This is a genomic window from Kitasatospora sp. NPDC004669, assembly GCF_040609455.1.
GTDB lineage: Bacteria > Actinomycetota > Actinomycetes > Streptomycetales > Streptomycetaceae > Kitasatospora.
Window position 1 is genome coordinate 1 of the sequence record NZ_JBEXKB010000006.1, and the last position, 22,708, is coordinate 22,708.

General features: G+C 72.5%; 15 protein-coding genes, 1 pseudogene and 1 riboswitch. Of the genes and pseudogenes, 4 read left to right on the plus strand and 12 right to left on the minus strand.

All coding sequences use genetic code 11. The annotated features are described in order from the left end of the window. Positions 1-117 (plus strand): annotated as a pseudogene (locus tag ABZW30_RS07030) (ABC transporter ATP-binding protein); the annotation flags it as partial. Between the two features lie 50 nt (positions 118-167). Further along, positions 168-2,726, plus strand: coding sequence for an FtsX-like permease family protein (locus ABZW30_RS07035; protein ID WP_355670003.1), 2,559 nt, complete (start codon positions 168-170; stop codon positions 2,724-2,726). A 419-nt stretch (positions 2,727-3,145) separates the two neighbouring features. On the opposite strand, the gene ABZW30_RS07040 is transcribed toward ABZW30_RS07035, so the two are convergent. The 7 genes from ABZW30_RS07040 to ABZW30_RS07070 all read right to left on the minus strand — a co-directional run bounded on the left by ABZW30_RS07040 (position 3,146) and on the right by ABZW30_RS07070 (position 11,320). After that, entirely contained in the window at positions 3,146-4,516 is a 1,371-nt protein-coding gene (locus ABZW30_RS07040) for an NAD(P)/FAD-dependent oxidoreductase (protein WP_355670004.1), read from the minus strand. A 466-nt stretch (positions 4,517-4,982) separates the two neighbouring features. After that, positions 4,983-5,918 (minus strand): Ppx/GppA phosphatase family protein, encoded by a 936-nt coding sequence (locus ABZW30_RS07045; RefSeq protein WP_355670167.1) that lies wholly within the window; start codon positions 5,916-5,918, stop codon positions 4,983-4,985. Between the two features lie 2 nt (positions 5,919-5,920). Next, positions 5,921-6,604, minus strand: coding sequence for a DUF501 domain-containing protein (locus ABZW30_RS07050; protein ID WP_355670005.1), 684 nt, complete (start codon positions 6,602-6,604; stop codon positions 5,921-5,923). Next, positions 6,576-7,052, minus strand: a complete 477-nt coding sequence (locus ABZW30_RS07055; RefSeq protein WP_355670006.1) for a septum formation initiator family protein — start codon at positions 7,050-7,052, stop codon at positions 6,576-6,578. Before ABZW30_RS07055 ends, ABZW30_RS07050 begins: the two co-directional genes overlap by 29 nt. A gap of 225 nt (positions 7,053-7,277) precedes the next feature. After that, complete coding sequence (gene eno / locus ABZW30_RS07060; RefSeq protein ID WP_355670007.1) at positions 7,278-8,564, minus strand: phosphopyruvate hydratase; 1,287 nt, start codon at positions 8,562-8,564, stop codon at positions 7,278-7,280. 288 nt (positions 8,565-8,852) lie between these two features. Then, positions 8,853-9,647 carry a transglycosylase family protein gene (locus ABZW30_RS07065; RefSeq protein WP_355670008.1) on the minus strand — a complete coding sequence of 265 codons (795 nt, stop codon included), beginning with the start codon at positions 9,645-9,647 and terminating at the stop codon, positions 8,853-8,855. Positions 9,648-9,650: 3 nt separating this feature from the next. After that, positions 9,651-9,820, minus strand: a riboswitch (cyclic di-AMP (ydaO/yuaA leader). A 210-nt stretch (positions 9,821-10,030) separates the two neighbouring features. After that, a complete protein-coding gene (locus ABZW30_RS07070; RefSeq protein ID WP_355670009.1) occupies positions 10,031-11,320 on the minus strand; it encodes a cytochrome P450 in 1,290 nt (429 codons plus the stop codon). Between the two features lie 279 nt (positions 11,321-11,599). Here ABZW30_RS07070 and ABZW30_RS07075 point away from each other — a divergent pair, with 279 nt between their 5' ends. Continuing rightward, positions 11,600-12,025: an SDR family NAD(P)-dependent oxidoreductase gene (locus ABZW30_RS07075; RefSeq protein WP_355670010.1), complete on the plus strand. Its 426-nt coding sequence runs from the start codon at positions 11,600-11,602 to the stop codon at positions 12,023-12,025. Positions 12,026-12,030: 5 nt separating this feature from the next. Here the strand turns inward: ABZW30_RS07075 and ABZW30_RS07080 are convergent, their stop codons facing one another. The 4 genes from ABZW30_RS07080 to ABZW30_RS07095 form a co-directional block, all read right to left on the minus strand. Then, positions 12,031-13,053, minus strand: coding sequence for a MazG family protein (locus ABZW30_RS07080; RefSeq protein WP_355670011.1), 1,023 nt, complete (start codon positions 13,051-13,053; stop codon positions 12,031-12,033). A gap of 367 nt (positions 13,054-13,420) precedes the next feature. Next, complete coding sequence (locus ABZW30_RS07085; RefSeq protein ID WP_355670012.1) at positions 13,421-15,073, minus strand: serine/threonine-protein kinase; 1,653 nt, start codon at positions 15,071-15,073, stop codon at positions 13,421-13,423. Then, positions 15,070-15,540: a hypothetical protein gene (locus ABZW30_RS07090; protein WP_355670013.1), complete on the minus strand. Its 471-nt coding sequence runs from the start codon at positions 15,538-15,540 to the stop codon at positions 15,070-15,072. The genes ABZW30_RS07085 and ABZW30_RS07090 overlap by 4 nt, the downstream gene beginning before the upstream one ends. A gap of 282 nt (positions 15,541-15,822) precedes the next feature. Next, a complete protein-coding gene (locus ABZW30_RS07095) occupies positions 15,823-17,973 on the minus strand; it encodes an N-6 DNA methylase (protein WP_355670014.1) in 2,151 nt (716 codons plus the stop codon). 206 nt (positions 17,974-18,179) lie between these two features. Here ABZW30_RS07095 and ABZW30_RS07100 point away from each other — a divergent pair, with 206 nt between their 5' ends. Continuing rightward, positions 18,180-18,806 carry a DUF4352 domain-containing protein gene (locus tag ABZW30_RS07100; RefSeq protein ID WP_355670015.1) on the plus strand — a complete coding sequence of 209 codons (627 nt, stop codon included), beginning with the start codon at positions 18,180-18,182 and terminating at the stop codon, positions 18,804-18,806. Positions 18,807-18,914: 108 nt separating this feature from the next. Here the strand turns inward: ABZW30_RS07100 and mfd are convergent, their stop codons facing one another. Beyond that, the gene (gene mfd / locus ABZW30_RS07105) at positions 18,915-22,544 is read right to left on the minus strand and encodes a transcription-repair coupling factor (RefSeq protein WP_355670016.1); all 3,630 of its coding nucleotides are present in this window, start codon (positions 22,542-22,544) and stop codon (positions 18,915-18,917) included. Positions 22,545-22,708: the final 164 nt, after the last annotated feature.

A 22,708-nucleotide genomic window follows, 5' to 3' on the forward strand; every position in this document is an offset into this window, starting at 1 on the left:
GCCGACCGCGTCGTCTTCCTCGCCGACGGCCGGATCGTCGACGAACTCCACGGCCCCACCGCCGACACCGTCCTGGACCGCATGCGCCGCTTCGAGGCCAAGGGCCGCACCAGCTGACACACCGCCGGCCCAGCAGCCCGCTTCACCGAACCCTCCCAGGACACCTCATGTATCGCACCGCTTTGCGCAACGTGCTGGCCCACAAGGGCCGGCTACTGATGACGGCACTGGCCGTCATGCTCGGCACCGCCTTCGTCGCGGGCACCATGGTCTTCTCCGACACCTTCGGCAAGGCCCTGCGGGACAGCAACTCCAAGAGCTACTCGGACATCGCCGTCCAGGTCGTGGACCGCGCGGCCGCCTCCGACGCCTCCGCCAGGCAGAAGAGCGAGAGCGGCTCCGCCACGCTCACCGACGCCACCGTCCAGCAGCTGGCGACCCTGCCCGACGCGGCGGGCGTCCGTGGCGTGGTCAGCGGCTTCACCGGGGTCGCCGACCACAAGGGCAACCTGATCGGCCAGGTCTGGGCCGCCAAGGGCGCCAACTTCGCCCCGGGCCAGGACGGCGAGGACCCGCGCTACCCGATGGCCGAGGGCCAGGGCCCGAAGAACGCCAAGGAGATCGCGCTCGACCGCAAGACCGCCGACCGGGGCGGCTACAAGGTCGGCGACACCGTCCGGATCGCCGCCAACGGGCCGGTGATCGAGGCCAGGCTCACCGGGATCTTCACCACCGACGACCCAGTGGTGAACACCGGCGGCACGCTCACCCTCTTCGACAAGGCCACCGCCCAGCAGACCCTGCTGGAGCCGGGCCGCTACAGCAGCATCGTGCTCACCGCCAAGCCCGGTACCTCCGAGGACGCACTGCTCGCCCAGGTCCAACCGAAGGTGCCCACGGGCCACCAGTTCGACGTCGAGACCGGCGCCAAGCTCAACGCCGACGAGCAGGAGCAGATCACCAAGAGCACCGACAGCATGCGCACCATGCTGCTGGTCTTCGCCTTCATCTCGCTCTTCGTCGGCATCTTCATCATCGCCAACACCTTCACCATGCTGGTCGCCCAGCGCACCAAGGAACTCGCGCTGCTGCGGGCGATCGGCGCCAGCCGCAAGCAGGTCACCCGCTCCGTGCTGATCGAGGCCCTGCTGATCGGCACCGTCTCCGCGGTGGCCGGTCTGCTGGCCGGCATCGGGATCGGCGCCGGGATGCAGTCCCTGATCGGCTCGCTGAACGAGGACATGCCGAGCGGCGCGCTGGTGATCAAGCCGGTCACCGTCGTGGTGACCGTCGTGGTCGGCGTCGTGGTGACGGTCCTGTCGGCCCTGCTGCCGGCCCTGCGCGCCGCCCGGATCGCGCCGGTGGCCGCGATGAGCAGCGGCGACCAGCCGACCAGCCAGAAGAGCCTGGTGGTCCGCAACACCATCGGCGCGGTGCTCGCCGCCGGCGGCCTCGCGCTGATCGGCTACGGCGCCTCCACCGGCGACGACAGCGGCCGGATGCCGGTCGGCGCGGGTGCCTTCCTGGCCCTGATCGGCGTGTTCGTCCTGCTGCCGCTGCTGTCCCGCCCGGTGGTCGCGCTGGTCGGCCCGCTGCTGCGGGCGCTGGGTGGCACCCCCGGCAAGCTGGCCCAGCAGAACGCGGTGCGCAACCCGCGCCGCACCGCGGCCACCGCCGCCGCGCTCACCATCGGCCTCACCCTGGTCACCGGTCTGACCGTGATCGGCACCTCGGTCGGCGACACCATCGACCGGGCCGTCACCAAGTCGATGAAGGCCGACTACATCGTCTCGGCCGCCAACGGCATGAACCTGTCCGGGCAGGTGCCCGCGCAGATCGCCAAGGCCCCCGGGGTGGCGGCCTCCTCGCCGTTGACCGCCGCCTACTGGAAGCTCAACGGCACCTCCAAGGCGATCACCGGTCTCAACGCGGACGCCCTCGACCAGATAGCCGAGATCAAGCTGACCAGCGGTTCGACCGCCGCGCTCGGCAAGGGCCAGCTGCTGGTGGACCAGGACGTCGCCACCAAGTTCAACGTCACCACCGGCTCGACGATGACCGTGTCCTACCCGGACGAGTCCACCGGCCAGCTCACCGTCGGCGGCGTGTACGAGAAGGGCGGCATCCTCGGCCCGGTCCTGCTGGCCAACAGCGAGATCGCCAAGCACGAGGCGAAGCCGTACATCGCCGACGTCCTGGTCAAGGGCAAGGACGGCGCCACCGCCGAGCTCAAGCAGTCACTCAAGGACGCCACCGGCACCAACCCGGTGATCGAGGTCAAGTCCAAGCAGGACGTCCGGGACGGCTTCAGCCAGGTCATCACCTTCGCGCTGAACCTGATGTACGGCCTGCTGGGGATGGCGGTCCTGATCGCGGTCCTGGGTGTGATCAACACGCTGGCGATGTCGGTCTTCGAGCGCAAGCGCGAGATCGGGATGCTGCGGGCGATCGGCCTGGACCGACGGGGCATCAAGCGGATGGTCCGACTCGAGTCGGTGGTGATCTCGCTGTTCGGCGCCGGTGTCGGCCTGCTGCTCGGCTGCTTCATCGCCTGGGCGATCAACGGGACGCTGAAGTCCAGCCTGGCCGGGCTGACCACCGTCCTGCCGTACGACCAGCTGGCGATGTTCCTGGCGCTGGCCGGGCTGGTCGGTCTGGTGGCCGCGATCTGGCCGGCCCGCCGGGCGTCCAAGCTGGACATCCTGTCGAGCATCAAGACCGACTGACGGTCCGACCCCGCCGCCCTGAGCCGAAGGGGCGCGCCGGTGCCGAAAGGGAGAAGCGACCAGCGAGGCACGAGCGCCGGAGCGCCGACCGTCGGCACCGGGTCCCAGCGCCCCGGAGGCGAGCGGGCGAGTAACCGCCCTGAGCCGAAGGGGCGCGCCGGTGCCGAAAGGGAGAAGCGACCAGCGAGGCACGAGCGCCGGAGCGCCGACCGTCGGCACCGAGTCCCAGCGCCCCGGAGGCGAGCGGGCGAGTAACAGCGAGAGCCCCTGCCGGAGGATTTCGGCAGGGGCTCTACTACTGCTGTACTCCGCCCGGTCGCACGGCCGGCTGAGCACCACGGAGGTCGTGGTCCGGCGTCACTGCCGGGCGGAGGGCCTCCGACTCATACCCCGGCGCTCCCACACCGGGGTCCAGTCGCTTACTTGCTGGCGAGCTCCTTGTCGGCGGCCGGCTCGGCGGCCTCGACGGCGGGCTTGGTGGGCGGCGTGACCTCCTGGATCGGCAGCTGCGGCCGCTCCATCTGGGACAGGCCGACCATCTCGCGCTTCAGGAACATCGCGAGGGTCCAGTCGGTGAAGACGCGCACCTTGCGGTTGACGGTCGGAACCATCGCGCCGTGGTAGGCACGGTGGAACCACCAGGCCAGGCGGCCCTTCAGCTTGACCTTGCCGAACAGGATGGCGACACCCTTGTGCAGGCCGAGACCGGCGACCGCACCCAGGTTCTTGTGCTTGTACTCCTTCTGCGGGAAGCCCCGCATGCCGGAGATCACGTTGTCGCCGAGGACGACGGCCTGACGGCAGGCGTGCTGCGCGTTCGGCGGGCACCAGGCGCCCTCGCCAGAGGCGAGGTCCGGCACCTGGGCGTTGTCACCGGCGGACCAGACGTAGTCGAAGCCCTGGACCTGCAGGGTCGCCGCAGTGTCGACGTGGCCGCGCGGGCCCAGCGGCAGGCCGAAGTTGGCCAGCACCGGGTTCGGCTTGACGCCCGCCGTCCACACGATGGTGGAGGCGTCCATCTCCATGCCGTTCTTCAGCATGACGTGGCCGTCGACGCAGGAGTCCATCGAGGTCTCGATGTAGACCTCGATCTTCCGCTCCTCCAGCTTCTCCTTGGTCCACAGGCCCAGGTCCGGGCCGACCTCGGGGAGGATGCGGTTGGCCGCCTCGACCATGACGAAGCGCATGTCGTCACGGCTGACGGTCTTGTACAGCTTCGACGCGTCGCGCGCCATGTCCTCGATCTCGGCGATCGTCTCGACGCCGGCGAAGCCACCGCCGATGACGACGAAGGTCAGCGCCTTGCGGCGGACCTCCTCGTCCGTGGTGGACTCGGCCTTGTCGAGCTGGGCCATGACGTGGTTGCGGAGGCCGATGGCCTCCTCGACCGTCTTCATGCCGATGCCGTTCTCCGCCAGACCCGGGATCGGGAAGGTGCGGGAGACCGAGCCGGTCGCGACGACCAGGTACTCGAAGGGCAGCTCGTAGCTGTCGCCGGCCGCGGGCTGGATCGTGGCGACCTTGCGGGCGTGGTCGATACCGGTGACAGAACCGGTCAGCACCTCCGCCTTCTTGAGGGCGCTGCGCAGCGGCGCGACGAGGTTGCGGGGCGCGACGTTGCCGCCGGCCGCCTCGGGGAGGAAGGGCAGGTACGTCATGTACGACCGCGGGTCCACGACCGTGACGGTCGCTTCGCCGTAGCGCATCTTCTTGAGGATGCGCATCGCGGCATACAGGCCGACGTAACCACCGCCGACAATGAGGATGCGAGGACGCTCCGTGGTGCTCATATCCGAAAGTATCCAGCACCGTCCGGAGCAGCCTTCGTGAGCCCGGTCACAAGCTCATGGACACCCCGTGCTACACTGCGCGCCCACAAGAATGGCCCTGGCATGCGGGCTCACAGGGCCCAACGGCCCCTTGTGAGCGAGTGCCGGAGCACCACCCTGCTGAGCAGCAACGATCCGCACTACACCAGGGTTCCCGTGCGTGATTTCGATTTTCAAACCTCAACCGAGGCCTGACCTGCGATCCAGCGGGCTCGACCACCGGCAGGCCTTCGGTCTCACAATTCGGGCGTAGCGGGCCCAGGGGTGCGACGAATGACCGGATCGCCATGTGAAGAAATTCACGAACATTTCCGCCCGCGTCCGGGCGCGCCCCGGCTCCGGCGCCCCCAAGGGGGCGCCGGAGCCGGTTCGGACACCTCGTCGCGCTGCGAATCAGGGCGGCGCGAGCGCCCGGGCGTGCGGGCCGTCAGGAGGCCGTACTCCAGGCGATGCCGTCGAGGATGTCGTGCTCGCTCACGACCACCTCGGCGGCGCCGGTCCGCTCCATGATCTCCAGCAGCTCCAGCGCCCCGGCCGCGATCACGTCCACCCGGCCCGGGTGCAGCGAGGGGATGGCCGCGCGCTCGGCGTGGGTGGCGGCCAGCAGCTCGCGGGCGATCTCGGCGACCCGCTCGAGGCTTATCCGGGAGTGGTGGATCCGCTCGGAGTCGTACTCGGGCAGGTTCTGGGCGATCGCGGACACCGTGGTGACCGTCCCCGCGAGGCCCACCAGGGTGGCCGCGCCGGTCAGCGGGACCACCTCCTCCGCCTTGTCCAACTCGGCCCGTACATGCGCCCGGGCCTGCGCGATCTGCTCCTCGGAGGGCAGCTCGGCGCCGCCGAAGTGCCGCTCGGTGAGCCGCACGCAGCCGATGTCCACCGAGCGCGCCGCCTGCACGTCCGCCCCGCCGAGCACGAACTCGGTCGAGCCGCCGCCGAGGTCGAACACCAGGTAGGGGGACGGGAACTGATCGCCGGTCAGCTCCTTGGTGGCGCCGACGAAGGACAGGTGCGCCTCCTCCTCGCCACTCACCACCTCGGGCTCGACGCCCAGGATGTCCCGCACGCCCTTGACGTACTCGTCGCTGTTCTCGGCGTCCCGGGAGGCGCTGGTGGCGACGAAGCGGGTGCGCTCGGGGCCGACGCCGAATCCGGTGATGATCTCCTTGTACTCCCGGCAGGCCGCGAAAGTGCGGGCCAGCGCGTCCGGGTGCAGCCGGCCGGTCTGGTCCACGCCCTGGCCCAGCCGGTTGATGATCATCCGGCGGTCGAGGTCGGTGATCTCGCCGGTCTCCGGGTCGAGGTCGGCGACCAGCAGGCGGATCGAGTTGGTGCCGCAGTCGATCGCGGCCACGCGGGTCATGCTCACTCGGACTCCTGCTCCGCGCCAGCTTCCGGTGTCGCGGCCTCTGCGGCGCGCTTCTTGGCGGCGCGCTCGGCGGTCTTCTGCTGCTTGGCCGCGATCACGGCATCGTGGTCCTGCTCCTTGGCGCGGTTGCGGGCGACCCGCTCACCGGCCTCCTGGACCTCGGCCGGGGAGACGCAGGGGCCCTTGGCCCACCAGTCCTCCAGCATGCCGATCGCCTCGTCGCCGAGCGGGTTGACGCCCTCGCCGGCCGCCAGCGAGTGGCCGACCAGCACGTGCAGGCACTTCACCCGGTCCGGCATGCCGCCGGCGCTCGGGAAGCCCTCCAGCACCTCGATCGCGTCGCGGCGGGCGATGTAGTCCTCGTGCGCCTTCTGGTAGGCGGCGGCCAGCTCCGGGTCCTCGGCGAGCCGGGCGCTCTGCTCCTTCATCACGCCGTCCGCCTCCAGGGTGCCGATCAGCGAGGCGGCCTTGGGGCAGGTCAGGTAGTACAGCGTCGGGAACGGCGTGCCGTCCGACAGCCGAGGGGCCGTCTCGACGACGTCGGGGTTGCCGCAAGGGCAGCGGTGCGCGACACCGCGCAGGCCGCGCGGCACCCGGCCGAGCTGGGCGGCGATGGCCGCGACGTCGGCGTCGGAGACGGCGGGGTGGTTCTCAGTGGTCATGGGGGGTGGGGTCTCCAACGGGGGACGGTGGGAGCGGACGGGGGGTGGCGGGGGCCAGCGCGACGGAGTCGGCGGCGTCCACCGAGTCCCAGATGCTGGTGTACCAGGGCTTGGCGGCCTTGGCCGAACTGCCGGAGGAGGCCGGTGCGGCAGGCGCGGAGGGCGCGGACGGCTGGGCGGCCGGTCCGGCCGGCTCCACCGCGATGTACGGAGTCTCCCCCGGCACCGCGTAGTGCAGCCGGGAGCGGGCCTGCGCCTTGACGTACTCCGGGTCCTGCCAGCGGGCCTTCTCCCTGCGCAGCTGCTCGACCTGCTGGCGCGAGTGGTCGGCCTTCGCCCGCTGGGCGGAGATCTCGGCGCGCTGGGAGACGAACTGCCGCGTCGGGTAGGCGAGGATCGCCACCAGCGAGCAGAGCACCAGGACGAGGACGGTCGCCCGGCTCGTGAACCGAGGCCGGGCCGCCAAGCCCGGGATCCTCCAGCCAGCCATCTCCCGTATCCCCTCCTGGTCGCGACGATGCCCCGCCGTCCACCCTACGGGGTGTGCGGCGGGGCACCGGTCAGGCTTGCGCTACCGGGGACTTCCGGCCCTCCGGTTTTCGGCCGCGGTGCGGGAGCGGGCGGCCTTCGTACCGAAGGGGTCAGCCCTCGTACTCGCTGTGCTCACTGGTCCGCAGAGCGACCGCGCTCATCACTCCGCGGAGCGGAAGCGCGGGAAGGCGCCGCGGCCGGCGTACTCGGCGGCGTCGTCGAGGATCTCCTCGATGCGCAGCAGCTGGTTGTACTTGGCGACGCGCTCGGAGCGGGCCGGGGCACCGGTCTTGATCTGGCCGCAGTTGGTGGCGACGGCCAGGTCGGCGATGGTGACGTCCTCGGTCTCGCCGGAGCGGTGCGACATCATGCAGCGGTAGCCGTTGCGCTGGGCCAGCTCGACGGCGTCCAGGGTCTCGGTCAGCGAGCCGATCTGGTTCACCTTCACCAGCAGCGCGTTGGCGGTGCCGGTCTCGATGCCCTTGGCCAGGCGGGCCGGGTTGGTGACGAACAGGTCGTCGCCGACCAGCTGGACCTTGTCGCCCAGCTTGACGGTCATGGCCTTCCAGCCGTCCCAGTCCGACTCGTCCAGCGGGTCCTCGATGGAGACCAGCGGGTAGGCGGCGACCAGCTCGGCGTAGTACTCGATGAGCTCGGCGGCCGAGAGGGCCTTGCCCTCGAACTGGTAGGCGCCGTCCTTGAAGAACTCGGAGGAGGCGACGTCCAGGGCCAGGGCGATGTCACGGCCGGGGACGTAACCGGCCTTCTGGATCGCCTCCATGATGAGGTCGAGGGCCTCGCGGTTGCTGTCCAGGTTCGGGGCGAAGCCGCCCTCGTCGCCGAGGCCGGTGGACAGGCCGCGCTCCTTCAGCACGCCCTTGAGGGTGTGGTAGACCTCGACGCCCCAGCGGACGGCCTCGGAGAAGGACTCCGCGCCGATCGGGGCGATCATGAACTCCTGGATGTCGACGTTGGAGTCCGCGTGCGAGCCGCCGTTGAGGATGTTCATCATCGGGACCGGCAGGACGTGCGCGTTCGGGCCGCCCAGGTAGCGGAACAGCGGCAGGTCGCTGGCCTCGGAGGCGGCGTGCGCGACGGCCAGCGAGACGCCCAGGATGGCGTTGGCGCCGAGCGAGGACTTGTCCGGGGTGGCGTCCAGATCGAGCATGGCCTGGTCGATCAGGCGCTGCTCGGTGGCGTCGTAGCCGACCAGCTCCGGGCCGATCTGCTCGATGACGGCCAGGACGGCCTTCTCGACACCCTTGCCGAAGTAGCGGTTCTTGTCACCGTCGCGCAGCTCCAGCGCCTCGAAGGCGCCGGTCGAGGCACCCGACGGGACAGCGGCACGACCGGTGCTGCCGTCGTCGAGGCCGACCTCGACCTCGACCGTGGGGTTGCCGCGCGAGTCGAGGATCTCACGGGCTACGACGACATCGATGGACGGCACGAGGCATCTCCTTGCGGAAGCAGGGTCCGGCCGACCGTGGTGGCTGTCGGCGGGACGATTGCGGAGTCGTTACGACCAGAGCCTAACCGCCCGGGCTCCCGGAGCCACGTTGACCTCGGCTCCGTCTCAGCGTGTGGCCCCACTACCCACCGGTAGTTCACCTGCTTGTCCCAGCTTGTCCCTTTGCCGCGGACGAATGCGGACGAAGGGGGCCGGGCGCGGCCCCCTTCGTTCCCGGGGTGTTGCTCGAGATCCTTCGGGGCGTCACCCGGGGACCTGTGGACCGGCTCAGCCGAGGTGCAGGACCTGGCCGGGCATGATCAGGTTCGGGTCGCCGCCGACCGTGCCGCGGTTGCCGTCGTACAGCGCCTGCCAGCCGCCGGACACGCCCTGGGCCGCGGCGATGCTCGACAGGGTGTCGCCGGAGTGGACGGTGTAGTCATGGCCGGCCGGGGCGGCCTGGACCGGCTGGGCGGCGCGCGGGGCAGCGTGCTTCGGGACGTACTGCTGGGCCGACTGCTCGACAGGCTTCTCGGCCTGCTTGGGAGCGGCGTGCTTCGGGGCGTACTGCTGGACCGGCTGCTGAGCGGGCTTCGCGGCCGCCTTGGGGGCCTGCTGCTTCGGGGCCTGCTGCTTGGGCGTCTGCTGCTGCGGGGCGGACTGTGGCTTGGCGTCCGAGGAGGTGTCGACCACGGCCGGGGCCCCACCCTTGCTCAGACCCGCCTTGACGGAGCACACCGGCCAGGCGCCCGGGCCCTGGGAGGCCAGCACCTTCTCGGCGACCGAGATCTGCTGGGCCTTGCTGGCCTGGTTGGCCTGCGACGCGTACGCGGTGCCGCCGAACGCCTTCCAGGTGCTGGAGGTGAACTGCAGTCCGCCGTAGAAGCCGTTGCCGGTGTTGATGCTCCAGTCGCCGCCGCTCTCGCACTGGGCGACGGAGTCCCAGGCGGAGGCCGGGGCGGCGGAGGCGCCGGTGGCGGCGAGGAGCGGCATCGCGAGTCCGACGCCGGCCACACCGGCGACGGCGATGGCCTTCTCGGTCTGGGTGCGACGACGGTGACGGCCGGTTCCAACGAACAGCATGAAAAAGTCCCTCTCCGCACGCCTGCGAGGTGAGCTGTCGGGTTCGGACCGGGAGGTGGCCCGGCCGCCGCGTGCGGAAACGGTTCCGCTCAGGCGGCTTCACCCCAAGCCGTGGAGGACGGCAACAAACCTGGTTCCCCCGCCCCTGCCCAGGGTTCTGGTCGGTTTCCCGTGACGCGGCGGGCAGGATTCGGCGTTCCGCGCACGAGGTCCGCAGCTGCGAACTCCAGGGAGACTAGACAGATCCTCAGATCAATCACAAGCTCATATCGTCGACATCACACAGAAATTACGGCACGTGATCGATCGCCTACCAATGGCTCCTCTATGTCCGGATTGATGGGTGTTCATACCGGCATCAAGGGCGCATCAGCGACGTCCGGTCAGTGTGTCGGAGCCTCAGGAACGGCGTGCGGAGACCGGATCTCGGGGCTGAATTCGACCGGAAGTTCGCGCAATCCACGCATGATCAGACCGCCGCGCCAGCGCAGATTCTCCGGGGTTTCAGCCAGCCGGAGATCGGGCAGTCGGGAAAGCAGCGTGGCCAGCGCGGCGCGCCCTTCCAGCCGGGCCAGCGGGGCGCCGATGCAGTAGTGGATGCCGTGCCCGAACCCCAGGTGGGGGTTGTCGGCCCGGGCCAGGTCGAGGGTGTTCTCGTCCGCGAACCGGGCCGGGTCACGGTCCGCCGCCGCCAGCACCACCAGCACCGGATCGCCGACCGGGATGTCCACCCCGCCGATGGTCAGCGGCCGGGTCGCGAACCGCCAGGTCGCCAGCTCCACCGGCCCGTCGTAGCGCAGGAGTTCCTCGATCCCGGTCTCCAGCAGCGCGGTCTCCCCGCGCACCACCGACTCCTGCAGCAGCGCCCGCTGCCCCGGATCGCGCAACAGCGCGTACGTCCCGTTGCCGATCAGGTTGATGGTGGTTTCGAACCCCGCGAAGATCAACACGAAGCACATGGCGGCGGCCTCGTTCTCCGTCAGGTGCTCGCCGTGGTCGCTGGCCCGGATCAGGCCGGAGATCAGGTCGTCACCGAGGTCGGCCCGCTTGCGGTGGATGAGGTCCACCAGGTAGGCGCGGATGCGCTTGACCGCTCGGCCCACGCCGCCGCGTTGCCCACCGTGGTGGCGGATCATCATGCCCGCCCAGTCACGCAGATCGTCCTGGTCCTCGGCCGGCACGCCCAGCATGTCGCAGATCGCGTAGATGGGGAGCGGGAAGGCGAACTCGTGGATCAGGTCCGCCGAACCGCGCTGCGCGAAGCCGTCGATCAGCCGGTCGGTGAGCTGCTGCACCCGCGGCTCGAACTCGGCCACCCGGCGCGGGGTGAACGCCTTCGACACCAGACGGCGCAGCCGGGTGTGGTCCGGCGGGTCGATGTTCAGCAGGTGGGTCATCAGATCCGCCTGCCGCTCCCCCGGGATGCCCACCCGGCCGGTGCGGTGCGCCTGCCCGCTGTGGTGCGCCGGGTTCTTCGACAGCCGGCTGTCCGCGAGCGCCTGCCGGGCGTCCGCGTAGCGCGTCACCAGCCACGCCTCCACCCCGCTCGGCAGCTTGGTGCGGTGCACCGGGGCGTGCTCGCGCAGCCACGCGTAGGCGGGGTACGGATCGGCGGCGAACTCCCAGGTGAAGAGCTGCGGGGCGGGCTGAGCGGCGTCGGGCTGAGCAGGCATGGGTCGACCGTAACCGCTGGGCCCGGCGCGCCCTGACCGCCGACCGTCCGCGAACGGCGCGCGAGCGGTCCGCCGACGGCGGGCGAGCACGCCGTCAACGCTCCGTGGACGGCCCGTGGACGGACCGTGGACAGCTCTTGGACAGCTCTTGGCCGGGCGCCAGGCGTGAGTCTGGTCACCTGCGGGGTAATCCCTGTTGCGGAGGGTCAGGACGTGCCTACGATCCTCCGCAGTACGCGTGGGCGCCGGTGCGGTGTCGCCCACAGGGAGGAGCAGACCATGCGGGTCAGCGGGGCAGTCGTCGTCATCGCGGTACTCGACGGCGGTTCGGGAGCCGACCTCGCCCGCCGGTTCACCGCGGCCGGCGCCGCCGGGATGCTGATCGCCGACACCCACGTCGGCATCGCCGAGGACCTCGCCGCCGAACTCGACCGGCCCGGCTGCCCCGTCGTCGGCGTCTTCGCCGACATCCGCCGCCCCAGCGACGTCGCCGCCCTGGTCGACACCGCCGAGAAGCACCTCGGGCCGATCGACCTCTTCTGCGTCGCCGGCCCGAACGGCGAGCGGATCGTCTCCCTCGCCGACCTGCCCGATCACCTCGACCTGGAGCGCCTCGCCGAACTCGTCGCCCTCATCGGCGAGGCCATCGGCGAACTCGTACCGCCGCAGCGGCGCCCGGCCGAGCACACCGCCACGGCGGCCTGAGCCGACTACTCCGGCTTGAGCCCCTCGGCCGCGCGCACCGCGTCTCGGTAACCGCGCGCGGCCGAGCGCAACGCCGCGTCCACATCCACCCCGGCGTCGTGCGCCCGCTGCACCACCGCCAGCAGCAGCCGGCCCGCCGACTCCGCGGTCAGCTCCGCCGGCAGCTCGTACGGCGCGTCCGGCACACCCTCGAACCCCGCCCGGCGCACCCGGGACACCAGCTTCGCCGCGTACGCCAGTGCCGGCAGCCCGGCCGGCACGCCGTCCAGCACCGACTCCCGGTCCGCCTTCTCAGCCGCCTTCAGCTGCTCCCAGTTCGCCTCCACCTCGGCGGCGCCCGCGGCCTCGACGTCCCCGAACACATGCGGGTGCCGGTACACCAGCTTCTCCACGATGTCCCCGGCCACGTCGTCGATCGTGAACCGCCCGGTCGGGTGCTCCTCGGCGATCCGGGAGTGGAAGAACACCTGGAGCAGCACGTCGCCCAGCTCCTCGCGCAGCGTGTCCCGGTCCCCCTCCTCGATCGCCTCGACCAGCTCGTACGCCTCCTCGACCAGGTACTTCACCAGGCTCTCGTGCGTCTGCTCGGCGTCCCACGGACACCCGCCGGGCGAACGCAGCCGGTCCATCACCGACACCAGGTCCAGCAGCCGCGACCCCGGCAGGTCGTACGAGCCCGGCAGCACCTCGATCTCCGGCACCTCCCCGGCGTGCTCCACCGCCAGCCGCGCCAGCGCGTCCGTCAGCCCCGGATCCCCGTCCGGACTCCCCAGCCACACCGTCGGCCCCGCTTCCGCCGGCTGCTCGGTCAACATCCGCGCCAACGCCGGCGCCGACTCCGCCCCCACCGCCTTGACCGCCACCCCGGCCTGCCGCACCGCGGCCACCTGCGGATGCCCCTCCTCCCCCACCAACACCCGCCCCGCCGACCGCAACGCCTCCCACGCCGGCCACGCCAGCAACCCGGGAGCCACCCGGTGGGTGGTGGTCAGCAGGATCAACTTCGCGCCCGGAACATTCGTCGTCACACCTCGAACCTACCCGCCCCCGCCAGCGGCCCGCCGGGCCGGCCGCACTCCCGCTCACACCGGAAGTCGGCCTCGCCGACTTCCCACTCCTCCAGAGGCACGAACGGCCGGAAGCCAGAGGACGGGACCAGCGCGCCCCGGGATCGGCCGGCCAGCGGGGCCGTTGAGGACGGCCGGCGGCCGGGGGGCGACCGGCTGGAACCGGCACGACGGTCGAGGTCGCCACCCGGGCGGCGTGCCATAGCGGTCGGCCGGGCCGTCAACCGTCGCCGGCGCGGAAAGTCGAACCCGTCGACTTCCCACGTCCGAACGGCACCCGCGGAGCCCCGCTCACCGACGGCATGGGGCACCCGTCACCGGCGAGGGGTCAGCGGGTGGGGGGCCAGGGGGTGGTGTGGTGGGGCTGGAGGGTCGTGAGGGACTGGCGGAGGCGGCGGACGGCGGGGTGGTGGGGGCCGTCGCGGCGTTCGCGTTCGAGGAGGAGTTGGAGGAGCCAGTGCCAGGCGTTCTGGGAATCGCCGGTGGCGGCGAGGTGGAGGCCGATGCGTTCGCGGAGGTCGTAGGTGCGCTCGGGGTCGGTGTCGAGGCCGGATTCGAGGCGGGCGGTGTGGGCGGCGAGCAGGGCCCGGTACTCGGCGAGGGCGTCGGGGCCGTGGCCGAGTCGGTCGAGGCAGAGGGCGGCCCGGTAGCGGTGGTCGAGACCCTGGGGGCCGTGCGGGCCCCCGTCCGCGGTGGCGGCGAGGCGGCGGTACTCGGGGAGGGCCTGCTGGGGGTGGCCCTCGTGGAGGAGGGTGCGGGCGTAGATGGCGCGGACGGTGCGGACGAGGGGCGCGCTCTCGCCGAGGTCGGCCTCGGCGCGGGGCAGCAGGCGGGCGGCGAGGCCGAGGACCTCGGTGTGGCGTCCGGCGTCGACGAGGTCGGAGAGTCGGGCGCACTCCGCGCCGAGGTCCGGGGCGGAGAAAACGGCGACGGGAGCGGCGACGGGGACGGCGGGCGGTGCCGAAGGGGCCGGGGGTATGAGGAAGGGCCGCGGCTCCGGGCGGACCACCGCGGCCGACGGCTGCGGCTGGTGCGGGTAACGGAAGGGGCGTGCCGGATCGGGCAGCGGCGTGAAGCGGGGTTGCGGGGCGCCCTCGGCCGGGGGCAGCAGCGGGAGCAGTCGCCCGTACACCGCCTGGGCGTCGGCCGGGCGGTCGGCGGGCCGCTTGGCGAGGAGGTCGAGTACCAGCCGTTCGAGGGGCTGCGGCACCTCGGGGCGCAACTCGCGCAGTGGGACGGGTGGTTCGTCGACGTGCCGGCGCAGGACGCCGAGGGCGGTGGGCGCCCGGAAAGGCTCCTCGCCGGAGAGCATCTCGTGCAGCAGACAGCCGAGCGAGTAGAGGTCGCTGCGCGGGTCGGTGGTGGCGGCGAGGGCCTGTTCGGGGGCCATGTAGGCGGGGCTGCCGATGGGCACGCCGGTGAGGGTGAGGCGGGTGGTCTCGATGTCGAGGGCCGTGGCGATGCCGAGGTCGAGCAGTACGGTGCGGCCGTCCGCGCGGACCATGACGTTGCTGGGCTTGAGGTCGCGGTGCACCACCGGGATGGCGTGGACGGCGGCCAGCGCCCCGCAGAGTTGGGCGGCGACGGCCACCGCGCGCTCGACCGGGAAGGGCGCGTCCTCGGCGATGAGGTCGGCGAGGCTGACGCCGGGGATGCGCTGCATGACGAGGTACAGCTCGTCCTCGTCCTCGCCCGCGTCGAAGACGGTGACCAGGCCGGGGTGGTCGAGCGCGGCCGTCACCCGGCACTCGCGCAGGAACCGGCGGCTCAACTCGTCGCCGTGGCGGCGGCGTTCGGTGGTCGCGGCGTCGGCGCCGGAGCTGCCGGAACCGCCGGGCAGCAGGTGCTCGGGGCGGAGCAGTTTGACGGCGACCGGACGGTGCAGCCGTTCGTCCTGCGCGGCCCAGACCTGGCCCATGCCGCCGTGGCCGATCTTCTCGGTGAGCCGGTAGCGCCCGGCGATCAGCCTGGCGCCGGTCACGAGCCGCCCTCACGGGCCTGACGGCGCAGCAGTTCGCCGAGTTCGCGCAGGTCGTGGGAGGTCTCGACGGCCGGGGCGGGGGCGGCGGCCGCGGGCGGAGCGCCGTAGCCGGGCATGGTGGGCGCGTACGGCGAGGCGGCCGGCGGGCCGTACGCCGGGGCGAGGGGCTTCGGCGCGGGGCGGCCGGCCTCCCAGACCGCGCGGCTGTCCATCACCAGGAAGTGCGCGGTCGGCGTCAGCCACAGCACGCCGAGGGCGATCTCGCCGGTGAGGTCGGCGGTCGGGTCCTTGATACTGCCGGCGACCCCGGCGGAGACGGCGAGCGTCAGCAGCAACGCGCAGAACACCACCGCGCCGACGATGTCGTACGCCCGCCTGCGCCGGACCGCCAGCAGCAGTGACGGGACCACGCCGAGCAGGCCGACGGTCAGCAGCGGGGCGAGCGCGCACAGCACCCGGGCGGCCACCCCGAACCGGTCGGGGACCGGCGCACGCCCGGCGACCGGAACAGGACCAGGGAAGGGCCCCGGCACAGGCCCCGGGAGCTGCCCCGGACCGTACGGCGGGCCACCGGGCGTCGGTCCGAACGGCCCGGGGTGCTGCCCTGACATGTGTGCTCCTGAGCTGGAGGGGACCGGCGCCGACCGTGACACGGACGGCCCAGCACACCGTACCGCCCGGCCCGGCCGCCCCGGAGTCCTTCGGTCCGGTCGATGCCGAGCCGACGCCCAGCCGGTACTGAACCTCCGTCAGTCCTCCGGCAGCACCAGGGCCCCCGTCGCCAGCGCGTCCGTCGCCGCCCGGGCCAGGGTGTGGCCGAGGGCTGCGGCCTGGGTGAGGGCGGTGTCGAAGGCGGCGAGGCGGGCGAAGACGGCGCCGAGTCGCCGTTGGGCGGGGAGCGGGAGGCGGGGCAGTTCGACACGGCGGATGTCGAGGCGGGCGGTGGTGGTGGCGTGGCTGGCGGCGCGCCGGGTGCCGGCCGTGGAGCGGAACTGGCCGGCCAGGAACTCCGGGTCGAGCGCGGTCGGGTCGGGTCGCAGCAGGTGGAGTTGGCGGCCGAGGGCGGCGCCGACCAACGGGCCCTCGGCGGGGACGACGCGGGCGGTGCCGCCGCCGAGGGCGGGGACCAGGACGTCGCCGGGGCGGGTGCGGACCTCCCCGGCGACGCCGGCAGTGGCGGCGAGGACGGCGCTGGGCGGGGCGCCGGTGGCGAGGTCCTGGTCGGTGATCACGGGGGTGCCGCCCGGGGCGGTGCCCGCCGGGCGGGTGGCGGCGCCGGTGCCGGAGGAGTGCACCTCCAGCGCACCGCTGCGGACCAGTTCGCCGACGGTGACCACGCCGACCGGGGCGGCGCCGACGGGTTCCGCACCGGGCTGCGGAAGCAGCCCGACCGGATCGGCCAGCCCGGCCAGCAGCTCGGCCAACCGGGCCCCGAGGTGGGAGAGTTCGGCCGTGCCGCCGAGCCGGGCGGCGGGTGGGACGTGCCGGGCCGGGGAGAGGTCGGTCTCGTCGTCCAGCAGATCGAGGGCGGCCATGGTCCGATGGACCCCGGGGCGGTCGGCGGGGACCGGCACGCCCTCGCGGGCGGCGAGGTCGAACCCGCGCCAGGAGTCCAGGACGATACGGCGCAGTTCGGGCCAGTCGACCTTGTCCCGGCCGCCCTCGGCGACCGCCTGGCCCGCGGTCCCGGCCGGACCGGCGAGCGCCGCCCCGGCGTCGAGCAGCAGGACCTGCCGGAAGTCGTCGCCCGGCTTGGGGGCGCGGAGCACCCAGAGGTGCAGCGGGACGCCGTACGGCGGGGCGGCTCCCGCGGGCAGGGCGATGACGGCGCGCAGGGCGCCGGTGCGGAGCAGCTCGGCGCGGATGCGGCGCCCGGCCCGGCGGGCGGCGACGGTCGGCGGGAGGAGCAGGGCGGCGAGGCCGCCGGGGCGGGTGTGGGCGAGGCAGTGCAGCACCCAGGCGAGTTCGGACTCGCCGCGCGGCGGCACGAGGCCGCCGGGCCAGCGGGCGTCGAACTGCAACTCGTCGTGGCCCCAGTCCCGTTCGTTGTACGGGGGCTGGCAGAGCACCGCGTCGAAGGTGTCCCCGGGGTAGCCGTCGGCGCGCAGGGCGTCGCCGGTGCGCAGGTCGAGCGGGAGCGGACCGGCTTCGTCGGCGGGGGTGTGCAGGGCGAGCCGGAGCCGGGTGAGGGCGGCCGCGACCGGGTCGGCGTCCTGGCCGTAGCGGCCGGTGGTCGGCGGGTGGGCGAGCAGCACGGCGCCGAGGCCGACGGCCGGGTCCAGCACGGTGGCGGGGACTCCGGCGACGGCGGCGAGCAGTTCGGCGGCCTCCGGCGGGGTCGGGCTGAGCTGACGGGTGTTGGCCTCGGCGTGGCGGGTGAGCAGCTGCTCGTACGCGCCCGCCGGGCCGGCCTCGGCCGCGAGGGCGGCGAGCAGCCGGGCGAGGTCAAGCTGGGTGCTGCCGAGCAGGTTGGGCAGGCGCAGGTCGCGCGGGCCGTCCGGGCCGAAGGTGTGAACAGCGGTGTCGGCGACGGTGCGGGGCAGCACGGTGGCGAGCCGGGTGTCGGGCTGGTCGGCGAGTCCGGCCCAGCGTTCGGGGGCGCGGTGCAGCGACAGGAGCAGGGCGCCGGCCTCGACCAGCGGTGCGGCGGGGTGGCCGGCCGGGTCGCGCAGGGTGTCGACCAGCTGCCAGACCCGTTCCAGCAGCGGGAGTTCGGCGATCTTGCCCTGGGCGCGCAACCAGGACTCGATCTCGTCGAGCGCGAAGGTCGGGCTGGTGTCGGTGCCGCCGACCGGGCGGGGGAAGTCGGGGTGGCGGCGGCGCCAGTTGCTGACCGCGGCGCGGCCGACTCCGGCCAGCCGGGCGATCTCGACGGCGGTCACTTCGGGGCGGTCCGGCACGGGAGGCTCCTTCGGCGGCGCGGGCGGGCCCGACGGGGGTGTGATCACACAGCATAGCGACGGGCCTCCCCATCTCCGTTCACGTGTGAACAGAGATCTTTTGTAAAATTCCATTGACATAGTTCACGGATCGATGGTGTGATCTCTCCGTCGCCACCGAGCAACGGCGACAGCCTCCAGCACCGTCGACCACCGGGAGAACAGCCATGTCCGCCACCGCCCGCCGCACCACCAGCGCCCGCCGCACCGCCGCCCTGCTGCTCGGCGCCGCGCTGGCCACCCTCACCGCGACCGCCTGCAACTCCACCGGCGGCGCCTCCGTCTCGACCGAGGCGAAGCAGACCGCAGCCGCCACCACCGGACCCGCGGGCGCCACCAAGCCCGCCGAGACCAAGGCCTCCGACGCCCCCAAGGTCCCCGCCAAGATCGGCGACACCATCGCGCTCAAGGGCAGCGACAAGGGCAACGCCGCCGACGTCGTCGCCGTGAAGGTGGTCGACCCGGCCGAGAGCGCCAACGAGTACCTCAAGCCGGCCGACGGCAAGCACTACGTCGCGGTGCAGTTCCAGATCAAGGCCACCGGCGTCCAGGCGTACGGCGAGGCCCCCGCCAGCAGCGCCAAGGTCGTGGACACCCAGGGCCAGGCCTACGGCCCGAACCTCGAGGAGACCAAGGCCGGCCCGGCCTTCCAGACCCCCACCAACATCGCCCCCGGCGAGACCGGCAAGGGCTTCGTCACCTTCGAGATCCCGGACGGCACCAAGCTCGACAAGGTCCAGTTCGCCCTGGACAACGGCTTCGCCGACCAGGTCGGCCAGTGGAAGATCGGCTGACGCCTCCGTTCACAACCGCCGGCCCGCGCACAGTCCCCGTGCACAGCAGAACGGCGGCCCCGGGCCGAAGCCCGAGACCGCCGTGGACCGTCCACCGGTCAGGTGCTGCTACTTCTTCGCCCCCGCCAGGTCGTCGAACATGGCCGACAGGAACTCCGAGCACCAGCCCAGCAGTTCCCGCCCGACCAGCGGCTTGCCGCCGATCCGGCCGGTGCTCGGCCGGGGCACCAGCAGCTGCTGGGCCGCCCCCTTGACCTGGCTGCGCGGGTAGAGCCGGTTCAGCCGCAGCTGCTGGGACTCACGCAGCTCCACCGGCCCGAAGCGGATGTTCGAGCCCTGCAGGGTGATGTCCGAGATCCCGCACCGCCGGGCGTACAGCCGAAGCGCCGCGACCAACAGCAGGTTCTCCACCGGCTCGGGCAACTTGCCGTAGCGGTCGACGAGTTCGTCCCGGACCTGCTGGATGTCCGCCTCCGCGTTGACCGCCGCGATCGAGCGGTAGGCCTGCAGCCGCAGCCGCTCGCCGGGCGCGTACTCGTGCGGCACGTGGGCGTCCACCGGCAGCTCGATCTTCACCTCCAGCGGCTCCTCCTCCGGTTCGCCGCCGTTCGCCAGCGACTCGCGGAACTCGGCCACCGCCTCGCCCACCATCCGCATGTAGAGGTCGAAGCCGACCCCCGCGATGTGCCCGGACTGCTCGCCGCCGAGCAGGTTGCCCGCGCCGCGGATCTCCAGGTCCTTCATCGCGACGTACATGCCGGCGCCCATCTCGGTGTGCTGGGCGATGGTGGCCAGCCGCTCGTGCGCGGTCTCGGTGAGCGGCTTCTCCGGCGGGTACAGCATGTACGCGTAGCCGCGCTCGCGGCCACGGCCGACCCGGCCGCGCAGCTGGTGCAGCTGGGAGAGGCCGAAGGTGTCGCCGCGCTCGACGATCAGGGTGTTGGCGTTGGAGATGTCGATGCCGGACTCCACGATCGTGGTCGACACCAGGACGTCGAACTCCTTCTCCCAGAAGTCGACGACGACCTTCTCCAGCTGGGTCTCCCCCATCTGCCCGTGCGCGGTGGCGATCCGCGCCTCGGGCACCAGGTCCTTCAGCCGGGCGGCGGCCTTGTCGATCGACTCCACCCGGTTGTGGATGTAGAACACCTGGCCCTCGCGAAGGAGTTCACGCCGGATCGCGGCCGAGATCTGCTTCTCGTCGTACGGCCCGACGAAGGTCAGCACCGGGTGCCGCTCCTCCGGCGGGGTGGTGATGGTGGACATCTCGCGGATGCCGGTGACCGCCATCTCCAGGGTGCGCGGGATCGGGGTGGCGGACATGGTGAGCACGTCCACGTTGGCCCGCAGCTTCTTCAGCTGCTCCTTGTGCTCGACGCCGAAGCGCTGCTCCTCGTCGACGATGACCAGGCCGAGGTCCTTGAACCTGGTCTCGGACGAGAACAGCCGGTGGGTGCCGATGACGACGTCCACCGAGCCCTCGAACAGCCCTTCCAGCACGGCCTTGGCCTCGCTGTCGGTCTGGAAGCGGGAGAGCGCCTTCACCGTGACCGGGAAGTTGGCGTACCGCTCGGCGAAGGTGGAGAAGTGCTGCTGCACCAGCAGCGTGGTCGGCACCAGCACCGCCACCTGCTTGCCGTCCTGCACCGCCTTGAAGGCCGCTCTCACAGCAATTTCAGTCTTGCCGTAGCCGACGTCGCCGCAGATCAGCCGGTCCATCGGGACGGACTTCTCCATGTCCGACTTGACCTCGGCGATGGTGGTCAGCTGGTCCGGCGTCTCCGCGTACGGGAAGGCGTCCTCCAGCTCCCGCTGCCACGGGGTGTCCGGGCCGAAGGTGTGGCCGGGCGCGGCCATCCGCGCCGAGTACAGCTTGATCAGGTCGGCGGCGATCTCCTTGACCGCCTTCTTGGCCCGCTGCTTGGTCTTCGCCCAGTCCGCGCCGCCGAGCCGGTGCAGCGTCGGGGCCTCGCCGCCGACGTACTTGGTGACCTGGTCCAGCTGGTCGGTCGGCACGAACAGCCGGTCGCCGGGGTGGCCGCGTTTGGCGGGGGCGTACTCCAGCACCAGGTACTCGCGGGTGGCGCCCTGGACGGTGCGCTGCACCATCTCGACGTACCGGCCGACGCCGTGCGCCTCGTGGACGACGTAGTCGCCGGCCACCAGGGCCAGCGGGTCGATCGCGTTGCGGCGCCGGGACGGCATCCGGCGCATGTCCTTGGTGGAGGACTTCTGGCCGGACAGGTCGGTCTCGGTGACGACGGTGAGCTTGAGGTTCTCGTCCACGAAGCCGTGCTCGATCGAGCCGCAGGAGACGTAGACGACGTCCCGGGTGGGCGCCTCGGCGAGGTCGGCGACCAGCCGCGCCGGGATGCCCTCGTTGCCCAGCACCTCGGCCAGTCGAGAGGCCGGGCCGTGGCCCTCGGTCACCATGACGACCCGCCAGTCGGCGGCCAGCCGCTCCTTGGCGTCGGCGATCGCCCGGGCGGTATCACCCCGGTACGCCTCGACGGCGTGCATGCCGAGGGTGAGCGTACTGGCGTCGAACTCGAGAACGCCGTCCACCGTCGACTCACTCGTCGCGAACGGGCTGACCGACCACCAGGACAGACCGATCTCGGCCGCGTGCTCGCGCACCTCGGCGAGCGAGCGCAGCGAGGCGGCGGAGACGTCGATGGCCTCCAGGTCGATCGGCCGGTCCCCGCCGGCCGCCGCGGCGACCCAGGAGGCGTGCAGGAACTCCTGACTGGTCGCCACCAGGTCCGCGGCCCGGGTGCGGACCCGCTCGGGGTCGCAGACCACCGCGACCGAGCCGAGCGGCAGCACGTCGAGCAGCAGCTCCATGTCGTCCACCAGCACCGGCGCCAGCGACTCCATGCCCTCGACCGCGATGCCCTCGGCGATCCTGTCCAGGATCTCGGCCAACCCGGGATGCTCGGCGGACAGTTCGGCGGCCCGCGCCCGCACCTCGTCGGTCAGCAGCAGTTCACGGCAGGGCGGCGCCCACAGCCCGTGCTCGGCGATCTCCAGCGAGCGCTGGTCGGCGACCTTGAAGTAGCGGATCTCCTCGACCTCGTCGCCCCAGAACTCCACCCGCAGCGGGTGCTCCTCAGTCGGCGGGAAGACGTCCACGATGCCGCCGCGGACGGCGAACTCGCCGCGCTTCTCGACCAGTTCGACCCGCGCGTAGGCGGCCGCGGCGAGCCTGCGGGCCACCTCCTCCAGGTCGTGCGACTCACCGCGCCGGACGGCCACCGGCTCCAGCTCGGCCAGGCCCTTGACCTGGGGCTGCAGCACCGAGCGGACCGGGGCGACGATCACCTGCACCGGCCCGGCCGCCGGGTCGTCCGCCCGCGGGTGCACGATCCGCCGCAGCACGGCCAGCCGACGGCCGACGGTGTCCGAACGGGGCGACAGCCGCTCGTGCGGCAGGGTCTCCCAGGCCGGGTACTCGGCGACGGCGTCGGGCGGCAGCAGCGAGCGCAGCGAGGCGGCGAGGTCCTCGGCCTCCCGGCCGGTCGCGGTGACGGCGAGCACCGGACGGCCCCGGTCACCGGCGGCCCGTCCGGCCAGCGCGCGGGCCAGCGCGGCGATGGCGAACGGCCGCGCGGCGGGCGGTCCGACCAGGTCCAGGTGGCGGCGGCCGCCGGCCTCGGCTCCGGTGGCGGTGGCCGCCTCGATAGCCTCGGCGAGCGCCGCGTCCCGCGCGACGACATCGAGCAGTCCGGTCAGGCTCATCTGGGGTCTCTTCTTCGTCCCGTGGCTGGTGCTGCCTCCGGGCGGCGAAGGCCCGCCGGGGCAACGCGAACGGCCCGGCACGCCGAGCGGCCGGGGGTCTCCAGCCTACGCCGCGGCAGTGACGGGCACGCGGTGTACGGCCCCGGCGGGGCCGGGCGGGGACG

Excerpts from the sequence above, each read along its gene's own strand:
- ABZW30_RS07075 (WP_355670010.1), top strand. The coding sequence starts at position 11,600 with ATGCGGGTCAGCGGGGCAGTCGTCGTCATCGCGGTACTCGACGGCGGT.
- ABZW30_RS07100 (WP_355670015.1), top strand. The coding sequence starts at position 18,180 with ATGTCCGCCACCGCCCGCCGCACCACCAGCGCCCGCCGCACCGCCGCC.
- ABZW30_RS07045 (WP_355670167.1), bottom strand. The coding sequence starts at position 5,918 with ATGACCCGCGTGGCCGCGATCGACTGCGGCACCAACTCGATCCGCCTG.
- ABZW30_RS07065 (WP_355670008.1), bottom strand. The coding sequence starts at position 9,647 with ATGCTGTTCGTTGGAACCGGCCGTCACCGTCGTCGCACCCAGACCGAG.
- ABZW30_RS07035 (WP_355670003.1), top strand. The coding sequence starts at position 168 with ATGTATCGCACCGCTTTGCGCAACGTGCTGGCCCACAAGGGCCGGCTA.
- ABZW30_RS07070 (WP_355670009.1), bottom strand. The coding sequence starts at position 11,320 with ATGCCTGCTCAGCCCGACGCCGCTCAGCCCGCCCCGCAGCTCTTCACC.
- mfd (WP_355670016.1), bottom strand. The coding sequence starts at position 22,544 with ATGAGCCTGACCGGACTGCTCGATGTCGTCGCGCGGGACGCGGCGCTC.
- ABZW30_RS07040 (WP_355670004.1), bottom strand. The coding sequence starts at position 4,516 with ATGAGCACCACGGAGCGTCCTCGCATCCTCATTGTCGGCGGTGGTTAC.